The following is a 21,244-nucleotide window of genomic DNA, read 5'->3' as shown; positions in this document are numbered from 1 at the left end:
GGGACGAAACAATGCCGCTTACACCAGCCGACGTCCACAATGTGGCGTTCAGTAAGCCACCGATCGGCAAGCGGGGGTATAACGAAGACGAGGTCGATGCCTTCCTCGATCTGGTGGAAGCCGAGCTGACGCGGCTCATCGAAGAGAACAGCGATCTGCGCCAGCGGATCGAAGAACTGGACCAGGAGCTGGCCTCCGGTGGCGGCTCGGCCACCCCGGCCGCCGCCGCCGCGCCCACCCAGGCCATTCCTGTACGCGAGCCCGCTCCCGAACCCGAACCGGCCAAGCCGGCGCCGGTTTCGGCCCCGGCAGCGGCGGGCAACAACGAGGAACAGGCCATGAAGGCCGCCCGGGTGCTGACGCTGGCGCAGGACACCGCCGACCGCCTGACCACAACGGCCAGGACCGAATCGGAGAAGATGCTGGCCGACGCCCGCGCCAATGCCGACCAGATTCTCAGCGAGGCGCGCAGCACCGCCGAGACCACGGTCACCGAAGCCCGCCAGCGCGCCGACGCCATGCTCGCCGACGCGCAAACCCGCTCCGAGACCCAGCTGCGTCAGGCGCAGGAGAAGGCCGACGCCCTGCAGGCCGACGCCGAACGCAAGCACTCCGAGATCATGGGCACCATCAACCAGCAGCGCACCGTCCTCGAAGGCCGCCTCGAGCAACTCCGCACGTTCGAGCGCGAGTACCGCACCCGGCTCAAGACCTACCTGGAATCTCAGCTGGAGGAACTCGGACAGCGTGGATCCGCGGCGCCCGTGGACTCCAGCGCGGATTCCGGCAGTTTCGACCAGTTCAACCGGGGCAGCAACTAGCTTTCCGGACGTGCCGGTCACTCGCCAAGCTTCGGGGTTGGCACACTAGGTCATGAAACCGCCGTCCCACTCGTCGCTTGGAGGATGACTGATGCTCATCATTGCGCTGGTATTGGCCCTCATCGGGCTCGTCGCGTTGGTGTTCGCGGTCGTCACGAGCAACGAGCTGGTGGCCTGGGTGTGCATCGCCGCGAGTGTGGTCGGCGTGGTGCTGCTGATCCTCGACGCGCTGCGTGAGCGCCAGCGGCGTGACGTGGGAGGCGACGAAAGTACGGCTGACGAGGCCCGGGCCGACGAGGACGACTACGTCGACTACCCCGAGGAAGCCCCGGCAGAGGACGAACCGGCGGCGACCGGGGAGGCCGCGCAGACCGAGGAGTCCCGGGTGACGGCCGAGGGCCGCGGCGACGAGCCCGCCAAGTAGTTCCTGTCGACGCCCGCCAAAGGTGGTCCGGCGCTCAGCAGGTCGGCGTGATGAGCAGTTCGCGGACCTCGTCGTCACTGATCTGATGAAAGTCGTCGTAGACCTGCCCGACCGCTTCGAATCCGGGCGGCGTCGTCGCGCACACCACATCATCGGCCTCGCGTAAAAGCTCGCGGCAGGTCGACTCCGGTCCCACCGGGACGGCAACCACGATCGATTTCGGGCCGGCGGCCCGGACGGCGCGCACGGCGGCGAGCATGCTTGCGCCCGTGGCGATTCCGTCGTCGACGAGGATGACGATCCGGTCGCGCAGGTCGGCGATCGGGCGATCGCCACGGTAGGCGTGTTCGCGCCGGAGCAACTCGGCCGTCTCGCTGTCGATGACCTCGCGCACCTGCTCGTCGGTGACGTGCAGGCTGGCCACCACGTCCTGGTTCATCACCACGCCACCACCGCTGGCCAGGGCACCCATCGCCAATTCCGACCACTGCGGTACCCCGAGCTTGCGGACCAGGAAAACGTCGAGAGGCGCGCCCAGAGCCGCGGCGATTTCCCAGGCAACCGGCACACCACCGCGGGCCAGCCCGAATACCAGCACGTCGCCCCTGCCGCGGTACGTGGCCAGCCACTTTGCCAGCTCGCGGCCGGCGTCGCGTCGGTCGGCGAACGTCTTCGGTGATGTCCGCCGGACAAAGCGACTCGATCGGGTCATTCGTCTACGCTCCCGGCTGCTGGGCCTCATTCCAGGCTACGTGCGTCGGGCTGATCGCGGTGGCAGAGTTCGGGTTGGCTACGCGGTCAGGCACGACCGAGAGGATCCGCGAGATGAGACGGCGTTACGGCACCTACACGGCCTACAGCATCGGTTGCGCGATCGTTTGGGCGGTCATCTTGGCCGTGGTTTCGATGACGGGCGACGCCGCCAGCCGGCATACGTTCCTGCTCGTGTGTGGCGGGTGGGCGATCGGATGGCTGTCGGCGACGATCGCCAGGGGCGTCTACCCGCCACCGAAGCGGCATATTCGGCAGTGAGTTCCAGGGGTGTGCTCGCGGCTTCGCCGCTCAACACGCTCCATCGGCTCGGAAATGAAGGCAAGCGTCCATTCGCTCGCCTCAGTCGTGTGTGCTCGCCGCTTCACGGCTCAACACACTCCATCGCCTCAGGAATGAATGCGAGCGTTCATTCCATTCGACTCAGTCGTGTGTCCGAGGGGGGACTTGAACCCCCACGCCCATTAGTAGGGCACTAGCACCTCAAGCTAGCGCGTCTGCCATTCCGCCACTCGGACAAGGCCAAACCAGCATGGGTTGGCAGCTAAGGCTATCGGATCGCGCGCCGCGAACCCAATCCAGCTCCGAGGAAGGCCGCGACGATCGGCATCGAGCCGTTCAGCCGCGGCAATGGTAGGAAAGGTGGTTGTGACCATTCAGAGCGGGGCGACCGAGGTATCAACCAACCCGAGCGACGACGTGGTCGAGGTTGTCAGCCAGTTGATCCGGTTCGACACCACCAACACCGGCGAACCGGAAACGACCAAGGGCGAGGCCGACTGCGCCCAGTGGATCGCCGAGCGGCTCGCCGAGGTCGGTTACGCGCCGCAGTATGCCGAATCCGGCGCCCCGGGCCGCGGCAACGTGTTCGTCCGCCTGCCGGGCGCCGACAGGTCGCGCGGCGCGTTGCTGATCCACGGACACCTCGACGTGGTGCCGGCCGAGCCGGCCGAATGGAGCGTGCACCCGTTCTCCGGCGCGATCAAAGACGGTTTCGTCTGGGGCCGCGGCGCAGTCGACATGAAGGACATGGTCGGCATGATGATCGTGGTGGCCCGCCAGCTGAAACGCGCGGGCATCGTGCCGCCGCGCGACCTGGTCTTCGCGTTCATCGCCGACGAAGAACATGGTGGGACCTTCGGAGCCCAATGGCTGGTCGACAATCGGCCGGAGCTGTTCAACGGTGTCACCGAGGCGATCGGCGAGGTGGGCGGGTTCTCGCTGACGGTGCCTCAGCGCGATGGGGGAGAACGCCGGCTCTACCTGATCGAGACGGCCGAAAAGGGGCTGTCCTGGATGAGGCTCACCGCCAGGGGACCGGCCGGACACGGTTCGATGGTTCACGACCGGAACGCGGTCACCGCCGTCGCCGAGGCCGTCGCCCGATTGGGCCGCCACGAATTTCCGCTCGTGGTGACCGACACGGTCGCGCAGTTCCTCGCCGCCGTCAGTGAGGAGACCGGGCTGACCTTCGACACCGAATCGGGCGATCTGCGTGGAGTGATCGAAAAGCTGGGTCCGATGGCACGCATGCTCAAGGCCGTGCTGCACGACACCGCCAACCCCACCATGCTCAAGGCCGGATACAAGGCGAACGTCGTACCGGCGATCGCCGAGGCGGTGGTGGACTGCCGCATCCTGCCGGGGCGCAAGGAGGCGTTCGAGGCCGAGATCGACCAGCTGCTCGGGCCCGACGTGACGCGCGAGTGGATCAAGGACTTCTCGTCGTATGAGACCAGCTTCGACGGCGACCTGGTCGATGCCATGAACGAGGCAGTGCTGGCGCACGACCCTGGCGCCCGTACCGTGCCGTATATGCTTTCCGGTGGCACCGACGCGAAGTCGTTCGCGCGCTTGGGTATTCGCTGTTTCGGGTTCAGCCCGCTGCGGTTGCCGCCGGATCTCGATTTCACCGCGCTGTTCCACGGCGTGGATGAGCGGGTACCCATCGATGCGCTGCGGTTCGGCACCGACGTGCTGGCCCACTTCCTGACCCACTGCTAGACGACAAACGCACGCCGATCACACGAGAGGACCAACATGAGCACTGCTCCTGACCCGTACGCATCGTTGCCGAAGCTGCCCACCTTCGCGTTGACCTCGCAATCGGTCACCGACGGTCAGCCGTTGGCCAACCCCCAAGTCAGCGGAATCATGGGTGCGGGCGGTGAAGACGTCAGCCCCCAGCTGAGCTGGTCGGGATTCCCGGACGAGACCCGCAGCTTCGCCGTCACCGTCTATGACCCCGACGCCCCGACGGCCTCCGGGTTCTGGCACTGGGCGGTGGCGAACCTGCCGGCCGACGTCACCGAGCTGCCCGCGGGCGCCGGCGATGGCAGCAACCTGCCCGGGGGTGCGCTGACGCTGGTGAACGACGCCGGGCAGCGCCGTTATATCGGGGCCGCGCCCCCGGCGGGCCACGGCCCACACCGGTACTACATCGCCGTGCACGCCGTGGACACCGAGAAGCTGGATCTCCCAGAAGACGCCAGCCCGGCCTTCCTCGGGTTCAACCTGTTCCAGCACGCCATCGCGCGGGCGGTCATCCACGCCACCTACGAACAGAAGTAGGGCTTCGGTTCGGGTAGGGGCCTGCCCGAAAGCGGGCTTCCGGTCCGGAGGGGCTTTGGCCCCAAATCACTTGTGCCACTTCTGTCCCGGGGCTCCCACTTCGGCCCGATTTGTCGGTGGGCGGCCATAGTATTCGAACATGCGTTCGAGTTATTACGGAGAGATTGCCGCCGACATTGACGCGTTGAGCGCTGCCTTCTCCCGCTTCGAGGCGATTTCCTGGGAGACGATGACGCCCGCCGAGCTGGTTGACGTCCTGGATGAGTACGCCTTTCTGATCGGCCGACTCGAGGCAGTCGAGTATGAGCTGCTCAGCCCGTTCGCACGGCCGAGTGGGCGGCGCACGTGACTTTGACCGACCGTGAGGAGCTCCGACACGACGTTGACGCCTTGCGCGCCGTCGTCTCTCGCTTCCGTGAGCATTCGTATGATGCGCTGACCAACCCGGAGCGGCTGCAGATGCTGGAGGTGCTCGAGTACGAGGCGCGCAAACTTCAAGCGCCAAGCCATCAGCTCATCAATCAACTTGGTGAGCAAGCTGATTCAACGGAGCTCGGCGGCAAGCTGTCCTGGGTGTTGGCCGACCGGCTGCACATCACCCGGCCCGAGGCCGGCCGCCGCATCGCTGAGGCCGCCGATCTGGGCCCGCGCCGAGCGCTCTCCGGGGAGCCGCTGGCACCGGTGCTGCCGGCCACGGCTGCGGCCCAGCGCGACGGGGCGATCGACGCCGAGCACGTCGCGGTGATCCGGCGGCTGTTCCACCAGCTGCCCGAGTCGGTCGACATCGAGACGCGTGAGCATGCCGAGAAGCAGCTGGCGGCCAAGGCGACCGAATTCCGCCCCGATCAGCTCGCCAAGCTCGCCCGCCGCCTGATGGACTGCCTCAATCCCGACGGCAGCTACACCGACGAGGACCGTGCACGGGTACGCGGGCTGGTGCTCGGCAATCAGCAGGCCGACGGCATGTCGCGCCTCACCGGGTGGTTGACGCCGGAGGCTCGTGCCGGCTGGGAGGCGGTGCTGGCCAAGCTGGCCGCGCCCGGCATGTGCAACCCCGATGACGACAAGCCGACCGTTGATGGAGCCCCGCCGGAAGAGGCGGTGCAGCACGACACCCGCAGCCCCGCACAGCGCAACCACGACGGCCTCAACGCGGCGCTGCGGGCGACACTCGCCAGCGGAAAGTTGGGTCAGCACAACGGGTTGCCGGCCAGCATCATCGTGACCACCACGCTCGAGCAACTCGAAACCGCCACCGGAAAGGGTTTGACCGGCGGTGGCACCATGCTGCCGATGTCGGATGTGATCCGCCTTGCCCGCCATGCTCACCATTACCTCGCGATCTTCGACAAGGGCAAGGCGCTGGCGCTGTATCACACCAAGCGCCTCGCGTCACCGGGGCAGCGAATTGTCCTGTACGCCAAGGACCGTGGGTGTTCGCATCCCGGCTGCGACGTGTCCGGCTACTACTGCGAGGTCCACCACGTCGAAGATTGGTCCAGGACCTACCGCACCGACATCGACCAACTCACCCTCGCTTGCGGACCCCACCATCGGCTCCTCGAAAAGGGCTGGACCACCCGAAAACGCGCCAACGGCGATACCGAATGGTTACCGCCGCCGCATCTCGATCGGAGTCAACCGAGGACCAATACGTTCCATCACCCGGAGGATCTGCTGTGCGAGGAAGAAGACGGTGAAGACGACGACGCAGTGGGTGCAGCTTGAGGCCGCGACTCACATGCGTCCGTACGCGACCGCCATGATTAGGCCCAAACCCGCTAGCAAGAGAAACATGATCGTCACCGGATCGATTACTTCGAAGATCATGTGATCACCCCTGACCGCGCGGGACGGTCGGCGATGGTCGATTGGCCGCATGGTGCATGCACGGCATTGGTGTATGCAGTTGTAGTGCAACACATCCGGGCACCCTCATTGCGTCAATCCGGCCGGGTGTATTCGGTACGGCACGGCTTCACGCAGTGTAACGTTCAAGGTCGCGCCACTGGGCAGGGGTTTGGGTCGCTGTGAACGTCGAGCCGCGGTGGGTTGTCTGAGATCGGGTGCCTTTCGTCAGGTGCATTTCATAGGGGACGGCCTGCAGCAGCGTCACCAGTCGTCCCGCCTCACCGGGAATTGAGTAGATGCGTTGATCGCCGGGGCGCGCGCCGGCTATGGCGCGGCCCAACGGCGACGCCATCGAGTAGACCTTGATGTCGACGCCTTCGCTGCCGCGCCTGCCTAGCAGGAAGGTTTCGGTCTCACCGGTGGCCTCGTAGCGGATGGTCAAAACCATGCCCACTTCGGCGATGGTGTCGCTGGCGGGATTCTCGCCAATGACAGCCTTTGCCAACAGGTTTTCAACCTCACGAATACGTCGTTGGAGCGCTGAGCGTTTGGCGTCGAAGTCCATCAAGTCGTCGGGAACTTCAACGATCAGCCCTGACCGCAACGCGTTGAGTGTGTTCCGCAGCCGGATGTACCGCTGCCGTGTCATCCAGATGGATTCGTTACTCGTCATTTTGAGCGATTTCCTTTACTTTTGTCGGGAAGCGTCGTCAGGGGCGGGCCAAAGGAGGCGGCCGCCGCTGACGACTCGGGCGCCCATGGCGGGCGAAATTCCGGTGCGGTTGAGCGTTTTTCGTGACGCCGTTAATTCCATGGTGGGGTGCGGGGGCTCGACTGTGTTTGCCGGAAACCGACAATGGCGGTGCGAGGCATTGTCACGCCTCGACAACGCTGCTGCCGAGGCCGCCCGAAGCGGCCACAGCCTGAGCGGCGAGAGCATTCCGAAGATGCTCAAACTGCAATCCCTGCAGGCGCTCGCCACGGACTTGGTTGAGGCTTAACAGGTGGGCGCGCCGCTTATCGTCGCTCGATGAGGCGGTCGAAATCCTGTTGCCACTGGTCGTAGCGAACTCGGTCAAGGGTGATACGCGCGCGCGCAAATAGGGCAGCTGCCAAGAGGCTCACGGCCCACCAGGTCGCGACCGCGAAGGCCAGCGCCTCGTCCCGGGCGGTGTTCACCGGTCGGGCAACCGGAAGACCCTCGTCATCTACCCAGATTTCAATAGCGTCGCCGATCTTGGCCGTCAGCGGCGCGGTGACGTCGCCGGTGCGTTCGGCTCCGGCGGCAAACCATCGGGCAGGAACCGTCATTGTCGGGTTTTCAAGGTTACGGCGAGGGTGACTCTCCCCGATGACAGTCGCGGTCACCGGGCGGCGAGTTTGGGACTGCTCGGCGTAGAGACGGCTACGAGAATCATGGACCGCGGTGCCCACCGCGGCACTGATCGGCACGGCGATCAGCGGCACCGCAACGGCTAACACCAGAATGAGCGCTTCCACCCGGTCTACGGCGCGTATCAGCGGGTTACGGCTGAACAGCCGCGCGAACAGCTTCCGCGGCAGAGGCACGGTGAAGGTCTCCATCGCCGCGTCGTCATCTGGTCGGCGGTCATCGATCGATCGATGATCTGACGTGGACATCGAACATTTCCTGTCGGGAGTCGGCGTGGGTCTGAGGTACCGCGTGGTCGCTGAATGGCGATACCACCCGTCACTCAGACCTGCCCTCTGAGCTGGCAACCTCATGATCGCGTGGATGCCCGCCGCAAGCTTGCCGCAGCCAGACAACGACGCGGCCTCGCTTTGTCGAGTTCCGACAGCGCCGCTGCTCAATCGGTGTCAATAGCCGCGAGTTCTATCATCATCGCCAGCCGCTTTCTGGCATCGCCTAGCGGCAGGGTCGTGATCTCGGCCATCTTGCGCAGCCGGTAACGCACCGTGTTTTCGTGTACTCCCAGCCGGTCACCGGCCTCGGCCGGGTCGCCCTGGGCCTCCAGCCATGCCCGCAGCGTGGCCACGTAGTCGGTCGCGTTGGCACGGTCATGCCGGCGCAACTCGGCCACGGGCCCACGCGATGGGGACCGGCCTGAGCGCGCTGCGGTGCGCAACCGCTGCAGCAGGATGTCAGCCCATGACTCGTCGTAGACCGGAGGCGTCGCCCCGGGTGACATCTCATGTAGCGCAAGGCATTCCTCGGCTTCCTGACGCGCCGCGGCCAGGTCTGTCACTTCAGCCGCACCACTTACGCCGGCCAACACCGTCACCTGTTCGGGAAGGGCCGCCCGCAGACCGGTCACCCAGCGCCGCGCGGACGCCGCTTGCCCACCGGGAAGCAGCGTGTAAACGATATTGCCCGCCAAAGCGCTACGCCCCGGGCGTGACCAGCCGAACCCAGTCGTGGCACGCTCGAACGCCAACAACAGAGCGGCATCGCGTTCATCGCCGATGAACGCCTGCAGCGCAATAACTCTCAAATCATCGTGCGGCAGTCCCAGCCTGCTCGCCACCATCGCGGCATCGGCCGTTCCCTCCAGCAACCGAATCACCAGTTCGGATTCGACCTGGCGCTCCAAATCCGCGCTGGCGCGCGAGCGTAGAAGATGCAGGGCCACAGTGTGCGCACCATCGGTTAAGGCGGTGCGCGCCGCTTGGTCCAGCGGCGCCGAACACGCCACCCATACCGATCCGATCAACTCGCCACCGGAGCGCACGGCCACCACCATTCGGCCGATCAAGCCGTGTTCGGAGTCCGCGGGGACAAACAGCGGCTCGTCGGAGGCCCCCAGGTGAGCGAATACGCCCCGAGCATCAAACACTGTGCGCAGGTGCTCCGGTGTCTGTCGCTCCAGGATCGTCTGCACCCGCGCCGGGTCGGCATGTTGCTGCAGTTTCGAATACGCCAACACTCTCAACAGCCGATCGTGGATGACGACTGAACTGCCGACAGCGTCCGCCAGGCTGTCGGCCAGGGCGAACAAATCCGTTGGGCCACGACCGGATTCAGTCTCACGGCCCTCCAGCACCAGCCCGTAGACGACCGTACCCACCTCGCTCCACGTGACCGTCTCATCGACCACCATGACGGCGCCGACCTCGGCGCCACTGTCGAGTGTGATCGGGTCGTCACCGTCGCGTACCAACACCACGACAGCACGCGCTGAAGCCGCCCACTGCACCGCTTCGCGAAACGAGCCGGCGCCGATGGCCAGCAATACATCGCCTACCACCGCGCGATCGGGCGGCGCTTCGTGGATCACCACGCTGCGCAGCTCAGTCGACCGGGGCACGGACGACCAACGCAACCGGACTCCATAACCACCCAGCACGTTCACCAAGCGGTCCAACGTGATCATCAGCCGCTCCTCATGCCGAACTGGTAGTCAGCCTAACCAGGAGTCCAGCTGGGTGCGCGCGGCGTGACTCACTCCGGCGTGTGCGCCGCCGAGCCGACGGCGTCGGCGAGCGAGGCGAAGCCGCCGTCGTGCAGCCGCGCTGCGATGCCATCGTGAATCCGCTTGGCCCACAAGCCTCCGCCGTAGATGAAGCCCGTGTAACCCTGCAGCAGCGATGCACCCGCGGTGATCCGCTCCCAGGCGTCGTCCGCGGTCTCGATGCCCCCGACGCTGATCAGCGCCAGCCGGTCACCAACACGGCCGTACAGCCGGCGCAGCACCTCGACGGCGCGGCGTGCCAACGGCGGCCCCGAGATGCCGCCCGGGCCCAGCTCGTCGACACCCGGTGTCGTCAAACCCTGCCGCGACACCGTGGTGTTGGTGGCGACGATGCCGGCCAGGCCCAATTCGACCGCAAGATCGGCGATCTCGTCCACGTCGGAATCGGAAAGATCCGGCGCGATCTTCACCAGCACCGGCGTGGACGTCTCGGCGAGCACGGCCGACAGGATCGGCCGCAGCGACTCGACCGCCTGCAGATCACGCAGCCCGGGCGTGTTCGGCGAACTCACATTGACCACGAGGTAGGACGCCAACGGGCCGACCAGCCGGGCACTCGCCCGGTAATCGTCGACGGCCTGATCGGCCGGCGTCACCTTCGTCTTGCCGATGTTCACCCCGATCGGCACCTCGGGCCGCTGCCGCGAAAGCCGCATCGCCAACGCGCCCGCACCGAGATTGTTGAAGCCCATTCGGTTCAGCAGGGCCCTGTCGGCCGGCAACCGGAACATTCTCGGCGCGGGATTGCCCGGTTGCGGGTTTGCGGTGACGGTCCCGACTTCCGCATGCCCGAAGCCCAGGGCGCCCCAGGTGAGCAGCCCCAAACCGTCCTTGTCAAAGCCGGCTGCCAGTCCCAGTGGCCCTGGAAAGCGCACCCCGAACACGGCGCTGGCCAGCGCCGGGTCGGTCGGAGCCAGTAGCCGGCGCAGCAGCCGCCGCGTCCAGCCGACCGCGGTCGCACCCCGCAGAACGGCGAACACCAGTGTGTGAATCCGCTCCGGCGGGAGCACGAAAAACAGCCGTCGCAGCAGGCCGTACATCCGGTGTCCGCCCCCGCGTGGCTGAGCCGGCGTCACAGTTCCGGCTGGTCGGGCCGTCGCGCGTCGGAGCCGGCACCGTCCGAGCGAGACTTCTTGCGGCGCAACAACACTCGTCTGCTGCCATCGGTGTAGAGCCGCACCCTGGTCAACTCCCAGCCGCGGTACTCGGCCTCGATGGACAATCGGGTGGACGCGCTGACCCGGGTCACATCCGGTGGCAGGCGCAGGGGCGCCCACTCGTATTCGTCGGACATCTCGGTGTCCCAGCCCGCGGGCAGGCGGCTGCGCCGCGCCGCGGTCAACGCGTGCCCGCCGCGTGCTCGATGACCTGAACTCCCGCACCAGAACCCGACACCACGTAGAGGGTGTCTGACGCCTCGTCGAAGGCCAGCGAGTTCGGTTGCTGCACGGTCGGGTAACGCACCTTTTCGACGGGAATTCCGGTGGATAGATCGTAACCAATGACGATATTGGAAACGGTCTGCGAAACCCAGGCTAACGCGCGCGAGCCGGCCAGGCCGTACGGCGCCTGTGGAACCGGGTAGGCCTGCCGCAGGATCAGCGGATCGACGCCGTAGACCAGCAGCTGGCCGCCGCGGGTATCAGCGACCAGCACCCGGCCGGCCGAATCGGCGGCCATGGTGGTGGCGCCCCGGCCCGCCCGCAGCGCCTGCTGGGCATGCCCGTCGGCGTCGATGGTCGTCACCGAAGTCTGCCCCCGGTCCAGCACGACGGTCGTATTCCCCTGTGTAACAAGCCAATCGACACGCGCGAAGATCTTGGTTTTGTTCGCCACGGCCGCACTGGTCACGGTCCCGGGCGCGTGGGGCGCGAGGGTGTACACGGCGCCGTCCGCGCTGCCCAGCACCAGCCTGCCGTCGGCCCGCTGGGCCACCGCGGTGAATTCGATGTGGGGAGCGTCGGCGACTGCCACCTGCGTCACCCGACCGGTGGAAAGGTCGGCAGCGACGTAGCCGCCGCGGGTGGCCAGGTAGGCGACTCCGCGGCCGTCGTCGGCCAGCGCCGTCGCCGGTCCCGGGAGTTCGATGACGCGCGGCGCGACCTGCGGGTCGCCGAAGACGGTGACGCTGGCGGGCGCGGTCGGGTCGGCGCCCGGCGTCAGGACCGCCAGCTGGTGAGTGCCGCCGTCGAAGGCCGCCGCGGCGGTGTGACCGGCAAGCGGACGCACCGCCCCGGCCGGCCGCTGCGACGCCGGCGGCGACACCGCCGCGTGCGCCGGTTCGATGGTGCGCGGCGCGCTGTCGAGCGGATTCGATGAACAGCCGACGACCGCCATCAGCAAAGCCGACAGGCTCACCGCACCGCTTTGAACTGCCATCTTGTGACGTTGTCGTCGTGACAGCAATTCTCTTCCCTCGTGGCTCGGCGGTGCAACACAAATTGTAAGGAACGCTTTCGCGTCCAATAGGGCCATGCCGGCTGTGTCCATCCCTACGGGCGAGGTATGGTCACCCCATGGCCGTCACCGCTGACCGTCATCTGGCGCAAAAAGAGTTTGCTGTCGAGGACATGTCGACAGGCATTTCCGCAAGCGGGTATGGACAAGCCGGTGATGGGCGGAGTTTTTCGTTCCACATCGAGAACCGTTGCCTTGTCGTCGAGGTTTACCGGCCGCGCCTGGCCGGGCCCGTTCCGCAGGCCGACGAGGTGGTCGCCAGGACCGTCCGCAGCCTGGTCGGCATCGACGTCACCGACGAGCGCAGCCTGAGTGCCGCGGTGCGCGACTCCGTGGCCCACGCGGTGCCCGTTTCGCGCTAGTCATTGACGGGCCCGTCCACCGGGTACCGTCGTGGTCGATATGACCGTCATCCTGTTACGCCACGGCCGCTCGAGTTCGAACACGGCGGGCGTTCTTGCCGGTCGCTCCGAGGGCGTCGACCTGGACGAGAAGGGGCGTGAACAAGCCGACGGCCTGATCGATCGGATCGGCGACCTGCCGATCCAGGAGCTGGTGAGTTCGCCGCTGCTGCGTTGCCGTCGCACTCTCGAGCCCTTGGCCGACGCGCTATGCCTGACCCCGCTCGTCGACGATCAACTCGCCGAGGTGGACTACGGGGAATGGACGGGCCGCAAGCTCGGCGACTTGCTCAGCGAGCCGTTGTGGAAGGTCGTTCAGGCCCATCCCAGCGCGGCGGTCTTCCCCGGAGGCGAGGGCCTGGCCCAGGTGCAGGCGCGGGCGGTGCACGCCGTGCGCGAGCACGATCGCCGGCTCGCCGCCGAGCACGGCGGCGATGCGCTGTGGGTCGCTTGCACGCACGGTGATGTCATCAAGGCGGTCATCGCCGACGCATACGGGATCCATTTGGACGGCTTCCAGCGCGTCACCGCCGACCCCGCGTCGGTGAGTGTGATCCGTTACACCGAACTGCGCCCGTTTGTGTTGCACGTCAACCACACCGGTGCACGACTGTCCGCCGCCCTGCGGGCCGGCCCCGCACCGAAGGACGAGGCCAAGCCCGAGACCGACCCCACGTCCAACGGAGAGCCGCACCAAGCCGCCGCCGCGGCATCGTCGAGCGACGCGGTGGTCGGCGGTTCCACCGATTAATTCGGCGGCTACCTCCATCGGATCGCACGGCGGTGGCAACAGCCGGTATTTTGGGAAGTGCCATGGCCCGCGCAATTCATGTCTTCCGCACACCCGACCGCTTCGTGGCCGGGACCGTCGGCCAGCCCGGAAACCGCACGTTCTACATCCAGGCTGTGCACGACGCCCGAGTGGTGTCGGTGATATTGGAGAAGCAACAGGTGGCGGTGCTCTCCGAGCGCATCGGTGCGCTGCTGCTCGAGGTGAACCGGCGGTTCGGCACGCCCGTTCCGCCTGAGCCCGCCGAGGTCGAGGACCTCGATCCGTTGGTCACCCCGGTGGACGCCGAATTTCGGGTCGGAACCATGGGCCTGGGCTGGGATTCGGAGGCCCAGACCGTGGTGGTCGAGCTGCTGGCGGTCACCGATGCCGAGTTCGACGCGTCGGTGGTGCTCGACGACACCGAGGAGGGTCCCGACGCGGTGCGGGTGTTCTTGACGCCGGAGTCGGCGCGCCAGTTCGCCACCCGCTCCAATCGCGTCATCTCCGCGGGACGTCCGCCGTGTCCGTTGTGCGACGAACCGTTGGACCCGGAGGGCCATATCTGCGCACGCGCCAACGGATATCGGCGCAGTGCGCTGCTCGGGCCTGACGATGACCCAGAGGTCTGACGACCGTGAGGTGTTGCGCGACGGCGAACTGACGGTCATCGGACGGATCCGCTCGGCCAGCAACGGCACCTTCTTGTGCGAATCGACGCTTGGCGAGTCCAGCGTGCACTGCGTCTACAAGCCGGTCGCCGGGGAGGCGCCGCTGTGGGATTTCCCGGACGGAACGTTGGCCGGCCGCGAACGCGCCGCGTATCTGGTCTCCGCGAAGTTGGGCTGGAATATCGTGCCCTACACGATCATTCGGCACGGGCCGGCGGGACCCGGCATGCTGCAGCGCTGGGTTCAGCAACCCGGCGACGCGGTGGACACCGAGCCGCGGCCGGGTCCGGATCTGGTCGACCTGTTTCCCGCCGGCACCAGGCAGCCGGGCTACCTGCCGGTGTTGCGTGCTCTCGACTACGCCGGCGACGAGGTCGTCCTGATGCACGCCGACGACATTCGCCTGTGGCGGATGGCGGTGTTCGACGTGCTCATCAACAACGCCGACCGCAAGGGCGGTCACGTGCTGCGCGACCTCGACGGCCATATCTTCGGGGTCGACCACGGCGTGTGCCTGCACGTGGAGGACAAACTGCGCACGGTGCTGTGGGGATGGGCCGGCAAGCCGATCGACGATCACACCCTGGAAGCCGTCGCCGGCCTTATTGATGCGATCGATGATGGGTTCGGCGACGAATTGGCCGAGCAGATCACCCGGGCCGAGATTGCCGCGCTGCGCCTGCGCGCGCGGGCGCTGCTGGACAATCCGGTCATGCCCGGACCCAACCGGCATCGCCCCATTCCATGGCCTGCTTTCTAGCGGTAATCCCAAGAGCGCGCCGCCACAGGTGAAGGCCGCCGTTCGCCGTCGGCGATACTTGACCGGTGAGCCCCGCCGCCGACGAGACGACCGATGCCGCTTTGGCCGCCGATCTCGCCGCCGACGCGGGGGAGCTGCTGCTGAAAGTTCGCGACGAAGTCGGCTTCGGGTATCCCTGGGCGCTGGGTGATGCGGGCGACAGCCTGGCGAACGCACTGATCCTGCGGCGGCTGGCCGAGGAGCGGCCCGGCGATGCGGTGCTCAGCGAGGAGGCGTACGACGACCTGTCCCGGCTGCAGCACGACCGGGTTTGGATCATCGACCCGCTGGACGGTACCCGGGAGTTCTCGACGCCGGGCCGCGACGACTGGGCGGTGCACATCGCGTTGTGGCAACGCCCCAACGGCGACCCCTACGACGGCGAGCGCGAAATCACCGACGCGGCGGTGTCTTTGCCGGCCCGCGGGAACATCGTCTACCGCAGCGACACCGTGACCGCCGACGCCGCGCGCGTCGGCGTCACCGACACCATCCGAATCGCCGTGAGCGCCACCCGTCCTCCCGCGGTGCTGCACCGGATGCGGCAGACACTGCCCATCCAGCCCGTCGCGATCGGCTCGGCCGGTGCCAAGGCGATGGCCATCATCGACGGGGATGTCGATGCTTACGTGCACGCGGGCGGTCAGTGGGAGTGGGATTCGGCGGCCCCGGCCGGGGTGGTGATGGCCGCCGGCATGCACGCGTCGCGGCTCGACGGATCGCCGATGCGCTACAACCAGCTCGACCCGTATCTGCCCGACTTCGTGATGTGCCGCGCGGAGCTGGCGCCGATCCTGCTCGGCGCCATCCGCGGCAGGTAGCGCCGACGGGGCGTTACCGGCCCAGTCGACGCCGCCAGTCTTTCGCCGAAAGCATCCGGACCATGTTTTCGACGAGGCTGCCCTTCCTACGGCCGTAGGGGTACCAGAGCAACTCCTTTTTCATCGCGACCCGGTCGGCGACGATGGCCTTCTGTCGGCAGTATTTGCGGATGCCGTCGGCCCCGCCCGAGCGGGAACCGATTCCCGAGTCCTTCCATCCCACCATCGGAAGCCCGAACTGCAGCAGGCTGGTGATGACGTTGTTGACGTTGACGCTGCCCGTATGCATTTGCCGTGCAACGGACATCGCCTTGTCTTTGTCCCGCGTCCACACACTGCCGGACAGCCCCAGGTTCGAGTCGTTGGCCCGCTCGATGGCCTCGGCGACGTCGCGCACCTTCATGACCGGCAGCGTCGGGCCGAACGTCTCTTCTCGCATGCAATCCATATCGTGGTTCACGTCGACCAGCACGGTCGGCTCGTAGAACAGGCCGTCGCTCGCGTCGCCCGCCTTCCCGCCGACAAGCACTTTGGCGCCCTTGTTCACGGCGTCATCGACATGGCGGGACACGATCGCGAGTTGCTGCGCAGTGGTCATCGACCCAACCTCGCAGGAATAGTCGTGTCCCGAGTCCATGCCGTTGCGCAGCGCAGATGCCTTGGCTACCAACTTGTTTACGAACTCCTCGTAGACCGGCTCTTCGACATAGACCCGCTCCACCGAGATGCATACCTGCCCGGTGTACACGAACCCGCCCCACACCGCACCGTCGACGGCGCGGTCGATGTCGGCGTCGGCGCACACAATCATCGCGTCCTTGCCGCCCAGCTCCAGGCTGCAGGGGATCAGCCGCTCGGCCGCCGCCACGGCGATACGTCGTCCGGTGTTGACCGAGCCGGTGAACATCACGTAGTCGACCGTGTTCACCAGTGCCGCACCGGTTTCCCCGTAACCGAACACCACGTCGAGTACATCGGGAGCGCCGATCTCCTTCCAGCCCTCGACCGCCACCCGCCAGGCCAGGGGAGTGAACTCCGATGGCTTGGACAGCACGGCGCAGCCGGCCATCAGGGCCGCGGGAATGTCGAGCAGCGGCACCGACAGCGGTCCGTTCCACGGGGTGATGACCCCGACGAGGGGGTAGGGCTGGTAGACCAGGGTCAGCTTCTTGCCGGCGTTGGCGGCGCCGTAGGGGCGCACCGACTGGTCGGCGAGGAATTCCGCGGCGTTGTCGATCCAGTAGTTGATGATCTGGAGCGCCGCGATCTCCACACCGGTGTCGCCCCAGGACTTGCCCGTCTCGAGCTGCAGGGGCGTCAGGAGCTCGTCGCGGTGGTCCAGCATCCAGTCGCGCCACTTGCCCAGCCACCGTGCGCGTCCGTCGATCGTCATTTGCTGCCACAACGGCTGTGCCTTGCGCAGCCGCGCGGCCACGGCGTCGACTTCGGCACCGGTCGATACGGGGACGCTGCCGACAACCTGTGCCGTCGCGGGGCATCTGACCACGACTTCTTGGTTAGCGGCCGCTCCCGCGGTGTCCGGTCGGTCAGCTATATGAGTCGACATCACAACCACCTCGCTCGTTGACGGTGAGCGAATTTGCCCGATACCGGATTCAGCAAACCACAGATGGCGCGGTGGCGATACAGCCTCCAGGGGGCGCGACGGCGGGCGGCCCGGATGTGCATCGTCGGCGCGCCCCGGCTGATTGCGCGCCTCCTGCTCAGCCCCCGCGGGCTGCATCCTGCGGACCGCGTCGGCGCGCCTAGGCTGATTGCCATGCAGTCGTGGTCGTCCCCACATGTTCCCGTGTTGCCGGGACGCGGTCCGGAACTTCGGCTGTATGACACGTCTGACCGGCAGGTGCGTCCCGTGGCGGCCGGCTCGACCGCGACGATGTACGTCTGCGGCATCACCCCGTACGACGCGACCCACCTGGGGCACGCGGCGACGTATCTGGCGTTCGATCTGATTTACCGGCAATGGCTGGATCTCGGCCACGACGTCCACTACGTCCAGAACGTCACCGACGTCGACGATCCGCTGTTGGAGCGCGCCGAGCGCGACGGCATCGACTGGCGTGACCTGGCCGAGCGCGAGGTGTCGCTGTACCGCGAAGACATGGCGGCGCTGCGCATCCTGGCACCCCGCGAATACGTGGGGGCGACCGAGGCTATCGCCGAGGTCGTCGAACTCGTCGAGAAGATGCTGGCGTCGGGCGCGGCCTACGTTGTCGACGGCGAATACCCGGACATCTACTATCGCGCGGACGCCACGCCGCAGTTCGGCTACGAATCCGGCTACGACCGCGACACCATGCTGCGTCTGTTCTCCGAGCGCGGCGGCGACCCGCAACGGCCCGGCAAGACCGATGAGCTCGACGCCCTGCTGTGGCGGGCTGCGCGACCGGGAGAGCCCAGCTGGCCCTCACCATTCGGTCCCGGCCGACCGGGCTGGCATGTCGAATGCGCGGCTATCGCCCTCAGCCGGATCGGCAGCGGTCTGGACATCCAGGGCGGGGGCAGCGACCTGATCTTCCCGCATCACGAATTCACCGCCGCCCACGCGGAATGCGTCCGCGGCGAGCGAAGATTCGCGCGCCACTACGTGCATGCCGGGATGATCGGCTGGGGCGGGCACAAGATGTCCAAGAGTCGCGGCAACCTGGTGCTCGTCTCGCAGCTGCGCGCCCGGGGTGTCGAGCCGGCCGCCATCCGGCTGGGGCTGTTGGCCGGCCACTATCGCGGTGACCGCTTTTGGAGCGACCAGGTGCTCGACGAGGCCGTCGCGCGGCTGCGGCGTTGGCGCGACGCGACCGCGCTGCCGGCGGGTCCGGACGCGGCCGACGTGATCGCGCGGGTGCGCCAATACCTGGCCGATGACCTGAATACGCCCAAATCGCTTGCTGCACTTGATGGTTGGGCCACCGACGCGCTGGAATACGGCGGCCACGATGCCGACGCGCCCAAGCTGGTGGCGACCGCGATCGATGCGCTGCTGGGCGTGGCCGTCTAGCCGGCGCCGCCGCAACGGTACGTTGGCAAACATGAAGTCGCTGCAGGATCAGGTCGTTTTCATCACCGGCGGCGCGCGGGGGATCGGGGCCGAGACCGCTCGCCGGCTCTGCGCCAGGGGCGCCAAGCTTGTGCTGACCGACCTCAACGAAGGCGACCTGAAGTCGCTCGCCGCCGAACTCGGCGAAGAACGTGTGCTGACGGCGGTCGCCGATGTGCGCGATCTGCCTGCGATGGAGGCCGCCGCCGCCCGCGCCGTCGAGCGGTTCGGCGGCATCGATGTGGTGGTGGCCAACGCCGGCATCATGAGTTACGGGTCGGTGACCCAAGTCGACCCGGACGCGTTCAAACGGGTGCTCGACATCAACATTCTCGGGGTGTTCCACACGGCGCGCGCCACGTTGCCCGCGCTGATCGAACGCCGCGGCTACCTGTTGGTCGTCTCGTCGCTGGCCGCCTACACGGCCGCGCCGGGGCTGGCGCCGTACAACGCGTCGAAAGCCGGCGTCGAAATGCTGGCAAATGCTCTGCGGCTGGAAGTGGCCAGCCACGGCGTCCGCGTCGGCTCGGCGCACATGTCTTGGATCAACACCGCGCTGGTTCGTGACACCCAAACCGACCTGTCCGCCTTCAGCCAGTTGCTGGCCAGCTTCCCGTGGCCGCTGAACAAAACCACGACCGTCGACAAGTGCGCGGCCGCTTTTGTAAAGGGCATTGCGCACCGCCGCACCCGCGTCTACTGCCCGCGCTGGGTGGCGCTGTTCCGTTGGGTGAAGCCGGTGCTGTCCAGTCCGGTGGGCGAAATGCCCCTGCATAAATCCACTGCGGAGTTGTTGCCCCAATTGGACGCCCAGGTCGCCGCGCTGGGCCGCTCCACCAGCGCCTACAACCGCGACCTCGGCGCGTCCTAGCGGATCTGGGCCGCGCGCTCCGAGGCGACGGCAGCCACCCGGTTGCGGACCAGGAACCATCCGGCGCTCAGCGCCGGGACGACGACGACCACCGTCGCGATGGTCCAGGTGCCGGTCTCCTTGTCGAACGCCATCATGACCAGGACGCCGGCCAAGAACGCCAGGGTGAGATAACCGGAATACGGGGCCCACGGCATCCGGAACCGTGGCCGTTGAATGATCCCGGCCCTGGCCAGCCGGTAGGCGCGCAGCTGACACAGAACGATCGTCGCCCAGCACGCGATGATCCCCGGCGCGACGATGTTGAGCACGATCTCGAAGGCTTGGCCGGGTTTGACGGCGTTCAGGGCGATGCCGAGCAGGCAGATAGCGGCCGCCATCGCGATGCCGACATAGGGCACCCCGTTTCTGGACATCCGGGTCGCGAACCCGGGCCCACTGCCGCTGAAAGCCATCGAGTGCATGATGCGCCCGGTGGAGTACAGCCCCGCGTTAAGGCTGGACAGGGCGGCGGTGAGCACCACCACGTTCATCAGGTCTCCGGCGCCGTGGAAGCCGATTTTGGAAAAGAATGTGACGAAAGGGCTTTCGGTGGCCTTGTACGACGTGTACGGCAGCAGCAACGCTAGCAGCGCCACCGACCCGACGTAGAAGATCGCGATGCGCGCGATCACCGCATTGATGGCGCGCGGCATGACCTTCTCCGGCTCGGCGGTCTCCCCGGCGGCCGTGCCCACCAATTCGATGGCGGCGTAGGCGAACACCACGCCGGAGGTCGTCAGCAGCACCGCCAGCACGCCGGAGGGGAACAGTCCGCCATGGTCCGTCCACAGACTCAGCCCGGTGCTGCGGCCGTCGACCCGATATCGGCCCGCGAGGACGACGATCCCGACGACCAGGAAGGCGACGAGCGCGAGAACCTTGACCAGCGCCGCCCAGAATTCCAGCTCACCGAACCACTCCACCGAGATCAGGTTCATCGACATCACGACGACGAGGGCGAGCAGTGCCAGCACCCACTGCGGAATCGATTCGAAGGTCGTCCATCGACGCAGATACGTGGCGATCGCGGTGGTGTCGACGATGGCCGTCATCGACCAGCCCAGGAAGTACATCCAGCCGATCGCGTAGGCGGCCTGCTCGCCGAAGAATTCGCGGGAGTACGACACGAATGAGCCGGAAGACGGGCGATGCAGGACCAATTCGCCCAGCGCTCGCAGGATCAGGAAGACGAAAACGCCGCACACGGCATATACCAGGAACATCCCGGGTCCGCCCTTGGCCAGCCGGCCGCCCGCGCCCAGGAACAGCCCGGAGCCGATCGCGCCGCCGATGCCGATCATCTGCACTTGCCGCGGCTTGAGTCCCTTGCGATACCCGGCGTCTTCGCCGACTTCGCCGGCTGCAGGTTGTGGGCCGGCTACAGGTTGTGGGTTGCCGTCATCAGGCAACGCGGGCATGAAACGTCCAATCGGTAGGTCGCGAAGCGATGCTTCCGTACGTGATCGGT

Annotated in this window: 22 protein-coding genes, 1 tRNA gene and 1 pseudogene; 14 read left to right on the top strand and 10 right to left on the bottom strand. The window is 66.9% G+C overall.

What is annotated here, in order from left to right:
* Positions 1-11: 11 nt before the first annotated feature.
* Both wag31 and AC5Y4H_RS22725 read left to right on the top strand, forming a co-directional pair.
* Positions 12-821 carry a DivIVA-like cell division protein Wag31 gene (gene wag31 / locus AC5Y4H_RS22730; RefSeq protein WP_499985376.1) on the top strand — a complete coding sequence of 270 codons (810 nt, stop codon included), beginning with the start codon at positions 12-14 and terminating at the stop codon, positions 819-821.
* Positions 822-912: 91 nt separating this feature from the next.
* Positions 913-1,245 (top strand): phage holin family protein, encoded by a 333-nt coding sequence (locus AC5Y4H_RS22725; RefSeq protein ID WP_499985374.1) that lies wholly within the window; start codon positions 913-915, stop codon positions 1,243-1,245.
* A 34-nt stretch (positions 1,246-1,279) separates the two neighbouring features.
* Here AC5Y4H_RS22725 and AC5Y4H_RS22720 read toward each other — a convergent pair.
* A pseudogene (locus AC5Y4H_RS22720) lies at positions 1,280-1,945 on the bottom strand (phosphoribosyltransferase); the annotation flags it as partial.
* A gap of 125 nt (positions 1,946-2,070) precedes the next feature.
* Between AC5Y4H_RS22720 and AC5Y4H_RS22715 the strand changes: the two are divergent.
* Positions 2,071-2,277: a hypothetical protein gene (locus AC5Y4H_RS22715; protein ID WP_499985372.1), complete on the top strand. Its 207-nt coding sequence runs from the start codon at positions 2,071-2,073 to the stop codon at positions 2,275-2,277.
* Between the two features lie 171 nt (positions 2,278-2,448).
* Here the strand turns inward: AC5Y4H_RS22715 and AC5Y4H_RS22710 are convergent.
* A tRNA-Leu gene (locus AC5Y4H_RS22710) sits at positions 2,449-2,534 on the bottom strand.
* A 112-nt stretch (positions 2,535-2,646) separates the two neighbouring features.
* Here AC5Y4H_RS22710 and AC5Y4H_RS22705 point away from each other — a divergent pair.
* The 4 genes from AC5Y4H_RS22705 to AC5Y4H_RS22690 all read left to right on the top strand — a co-directional run bounded on the left by AC5Y4H_RS22705 (position 2,647) and on the right by AC5Y4H_RS22690 (position 6,315).
* Positions 2,647-4,020 (top strand): M20/M25/M40 family metallo-hydrolase, encoded by a 1,374-nt coding sequence (locus tag AC5Y4H_RS22705; RefSeq protein ID WP_499985370.1) that lies wholly within the window; start codon positions 2,647-2,649, stop codon positions 4,018-4,020.
* Between the two features lie 36 nt (positions 4,021-4,056).
* Positions 4,057-4,587 (top strand): YbhB/YbcL family Raf kinase inhibitor-like protein, encoded by a 531-nt coding sequence (locus AC5Y4H_RS22700; protein ID WP_499985368.1) that lies wholly within the window; start codon positions 4,057-4,059, stop codon positions 4,585-4,587.
* 139 nt (positions 4,588-4,726) lie between these two features.
* Positions 4,727-4,936, top strand: coding sequence for a hypothetical protein (locus tag AC5Y4H_RS22695; RefSeq protein WP_499985364.1), 210 nt, complete (start codon positions 4,727-4,729; stop codon positions 4,934-4,936).
* The gene (locus tag AC5Y4H_RS22690; protein WP_499985361.1) at positions 4,933-6,315 is read left to right on the top strand and encodes an HNH endonuclease signature motif containing protein; all 1,383 of its coding nucleotides are present in this window, start codon (positions 4,933-4,935) and stop codon (positions 6,313-6,315) included. Before AC5Y4H_RS22695 ends, AC5Y4H_RS22690 begins: the two co-directional genes overlap by 4 nt.
* A 250-nt stretch (positions 6,316-6,565) precedes the next feature.
* Here AC5Y4H_RS22690 and AC5Y4H_RS22685 read toward each other — a convergent pair whose 3' ends face one another.
* The 6 genes from AC5Y4H_RS22685 to AC5Y4H_RS22660 form a co-directional block, all read right to left on the bottom strand.
* Positions 6,566-7,042, bottom strand: coding sequence for a GreA/GreB family elongation factor (locus AC5Y4H_RS22685; RefSeq protein WP_499985356.1), 477 nt, complete (start codon positions 7,040-7,042; stop codon positions 6,566-6,568).
* A gap of 413 nt (positions 7,043-7,455) precedes the next feature.
* On the bottom strand, positions 7,456-8,079 hold the full coding sequence (locus AC5Y4H_RS22680; RefSeq protein WP_499985353.1) for an Rv1733c family protein: 624 nt from the start codon (positions 8,077-8,079) through the stop codon (positions 7,456-7,458).
* Positions 8,080-8,267: 188 nt separating this feature from the next.
* Positions 8,268-9,791 (bottom strand): PucR family transcriptional regulator, encoded by a 1,524-nt coding sequence (locus AC5Y4H_RS22675; RefSeq protein WP_499985350.1) that lies wholly within the window; start codon positions 9,789-9,791, stop codon positions 8,268-8,270.
* Between the two features lie 68 nt (positions 9,792-9,859).
* Complete coding sequence (locus tag AC5Y4H_RS22670) at positions 9,860-10,930, bottom strand: quinone-dependent dihydroorotate dehydrogenase (protein WP_499985347.1); 1,071 nt, start codon at positions 10,928-10,930, stop codon at positions 9,860-9,862.
* Positions 10,931-10,962: 32 nt separating this feature from the next.
* A complete protein-coding gene (locus AC5Y4H_RS22665; RefSeq protein ID WP_499985345.1) occupies positions 10,963-11,232 on the bottom strand; it encodes a DUF5703 family protein in 270 nt (89 codons plus the stop codon).
* The gene (locus tag AC5Y4H_RS22660; protein ID WP_499985343.1) at positions 11,229-12,269 is read right to left on the bottom strand and encodes a YncE family protein; all 1,041 of its coding nucleotides are present in this window, start codon (positions 12,267-12,269) and stop codon (positions 11,229-11,231) included. The genes AC5Y4H_RS22665 and AC5Y4H_RS22660 overlap by 4 nt, the downstream gene beginning before the upstream one ends.
* Before the next feature lie 137 nt (positions 12,270-12,406).
* On the opposite strand from AC5Y4H_RS22660, the gene AC5Y4H_RS22655 reads away from it, so the two are divergent.
* From AC5Y4H_RS22655 to AC5Y4H_RS22635, 5 genes are all read left to right on the top strand, one after another.
* Complete coding sequence (locus AC5Y4H_RS22655) at positions 12,407-12,709, top strand: hypothetical protein (protein ID WP_499985341.1); 303 nt, start codon at positions 12,407-12,409, stop codon at positions 12,707-12,709.
* 40 nt (positions 12,710-12,749) lie between these two features.
* Positions 12,750-13,499, top strand: a complete 750-nt coding sequence (locus tag AC5Y4H_RS22650) for a histidine phosphatase family protein (RefSeq protein ID WP_499985339.1) — start codon at positions 12,750-12,752, stop codon at positions 13,497-13,499.
* Positions 13,500-13,561: 62 nt separating this feature from the next.
* Positions 13,562-14,149, top strand: a complete 588-nt coding sequence (locus tag AC5Y4H_RS22645; RefSeq protein ID WP_499985336.1) for a DUF3090 domain-containing protein — start codon at positions 13,562-13,564, stop codon at positions 14,147-14,149.
* Positions 14,133-14,948, top strand: a complete 816-nt coding sequence (locus tag AC5Y4H_RS22640; RefSeq protein ID WP_499985333.1) for an SCO1664 family protein — start codon at positions 14,133-14,135, stop codon at positions 14,946-14,948. The genes AC5Y4H_RS22645 and AC5Y4H_RS22640 overlap by 17 nt, the downstream gene beginning before the upstream one ends.
* A gap of 65 nt (positions 14,949-15,013) precedes the next feature.
* Complete coding sequence (locus AC5Y4H_RS22635) at positions 15,014-15,808, top strand: 3'(2'),5'-bisphosphate nucleotidase CysQ (protein ID WP_499985330.1); 795 nt, start codon at positions 15,014-15,016, stop codon at positions 15,806-15,808.
* Between the two features lie 13 nt (positions 15,809-15,821).
* Here AC5Y4H_RS22635 and AC5Y4H_RS22630 read toward each other — a convergent pair whose 3' ends face one another.
* Positions 15,822-17,375, bottom strand: coding sequence for an aldehyde dehydrogenase family protein (locus AC5Y4H_RS22630; protein WP_499985328.1), 1,554 nt, complete (start codon positions 17,373-17,375; stop codon positions 15,822-15,824).
* A gap of 213 nt (positions 17,376-17,588) precedes the next feature.
* Here AC5Y4H_RS22630 and mshC point away from each other — a divergent pair, with 213 nt between their 5' ends.
* Both mshC and AC5Y4H_RS22620 read left to right on the top strand, forming a co-directional pair.
* Positions 17,589-18,824, top strand: coding sequence for a cysteine--1-D-myo-inosityl 2-amino-2-deoxy-alpha-D-glucopyranoside ligase (mshC, locus tag AC5Y4H_RS22625; protein WP_499985325.1), 1,236 nt, complete (start codon positions 17,589-17,591; stop codon positions 18,822-18,824).
* A gap of 31 nt (positions 18,825-18,855) precedes the next feature.
* Entirely contained in the window at positions 18,856-19,734 is an 879-nt protein-coding gene (locus AC5Y4H_RS22620) for an SDR family oxidoreductase (RefSeq protein ID WP_499985323.1), read from the top strand.
* On the opposite strand, the gene AC5Y4H_RS22615 is transcribed toward AC5Y4H_RS22620, so the two are convergent.
* Positions 19,731-21,194, bottom strand: coding sequence for an amino acid permease (locus AC5Y4H_RS22615; protein ID WP_499985321.1), 1,464 nt, complete (start codon positions 21,192-21,194; stop codon positions 19,731-19,733). The genes AC5Y4H_RS22620 and AC5Y4H_RS22615 overlap by 4 nt on opposite strands.
* Positions 21,195-21,244: the final 50 nt, after the last annotated feature.

Source organism: Mycobacterium sp. NGS58 (assembly GCF_059812385.1).
The sequence above is the reverse complement of the archived record's forward strand: the minus strand, read 5'-3'. Positions and strand labels throughout refer to the sequence as shown.

Bases quoted from the DNA above. Each gene is read 5' to 3' on its own strand.
- AC5Y4H_RS22695 (WP_499985364.1), top strand. From the start codon at position 4,727: ATGCGTTCGAGTTATTACGGAGAGATTGCCGCCGACATTGACGCGTTG.
- wag31 (WP_499985376.1), top strand. From the start codon at position 12: ATGCCGCTTACACCAGCCGACGTCCACAATGTGGCGTTCAGTAAGCCA.
- AC5Y4H_RS22700 (WP_499985368.1), top strand. From the start codon at position 4,057: ATGAGCACTGCTCCTGACCCGTACGCATCGTTGCCGAAGCTGCCCACC.
- AC5Y4H_RS22675 (WP_499985350.1), bottom strand. From the start codon at position 9,791: ATGATCACGTTGGACCGCTTGGTGAACGTGCTGGGTGGTTATGGAGTC.
- AC5Y4H_RS22705 (WP_499985370.1), top strand. From the start codon at position 2,647: ATGGTAGGAAAGGTGGTTGTGACCATTCAGAGCGGGGCGACCGAGGTA.
- AC5Y4H_RS22680 (WP_499985353.1), bottom strand. From the start codon at position 8,079: ATGTCCACGTCAGATCATCGATCGATCGATGACCGCCGACCAGATGAC.
- AC5Y4H_RS22650 (WP_499985339.1), top strand. From the start codon at position 12,750: ATGACCGTCATCCTGTTACGCCACGGCCGCTCGAGTTCGAACACGGCG.
- AC5Y4H_RS22660 (WP_499985343.1), bottom strand. From the start codon at position 12,269: ATGGCAGTTCAAAGCGGTGCGGTGAGCCTGTCGGCTTTGCTGATGGCG.
- AC5Y4H_RS22615 (WP_499985321.1), bottom strand. From the start codon at position 21,194: ATGCCCGCGTTGCCTGATGACGGCAACCCACAACCTGTAGCCGGCCCA.
- AC5Y4H_RS22645 (WP_499985336.1), top strand. From the start codon at position 13,562: ATGGCCCGCGCAATTCATGTCTTCCGCACACCCGACCGCTTCGTGGCC.
- AC5Y4H_RS22655 (WP_499985341.1), top strand. From the start codon at position 12,407: ATGGCCGTCACCGCTGACCGTCATCTGGCGCAAAAAGAGTTTGCTGTC.
- mshC (WP_499985325.1), top strand. From the start codon at position 17,589: ATGCAGTCGTGGTCGTCCCCACATGTTCCCGTGTTGCCGGGACGCGGT.
- AC5Y4H_RS22640 (WP_499985333.1), top strand. From the start codon at position 14,133: ATGACCCAGAGGTCTGACGACCGTGAGGTGTTGCGCGACGGCGAACTG.
- AC5Y4H_RS22715 (WP_499985372.1), top strand. From the start codon at position 2,071: ATGAGACGGCGTTACGGCACCTACACGGCCTACAGCATCGGTTGCGCG.
- AC5Y4H_RS22670 (WP_499985347.1), bottom strand. From the start codon at position 10,930: ATGTACGGCCTGCTGCGACGGCTGTTTTTCGTGCTCCCGCCGGAGCGG.
- AC5Y4H_RS22620 (WP_499985323.1), top strand. From the start codon at position 18,856: ATGAAGTCGCTGCAGGATCAGGTCGTTTTCATCACCGGCGGCGCGCGG.
- AC5Y4H_RS22725 (WP_499985374.1), top strand. From the start codon at position 913: ATGCTCATCATTGCGCTGGTATTGGCCCTCATCGGGCTCGTCGCGTTG.
- AC5Y4H_RS22630 (WP_499985328.1), bottom strand. From the start codon at position 17,375: ATGTCGACTCATATAGCTGACCGACCGGACACCGCGGGAGCGGCCGCT.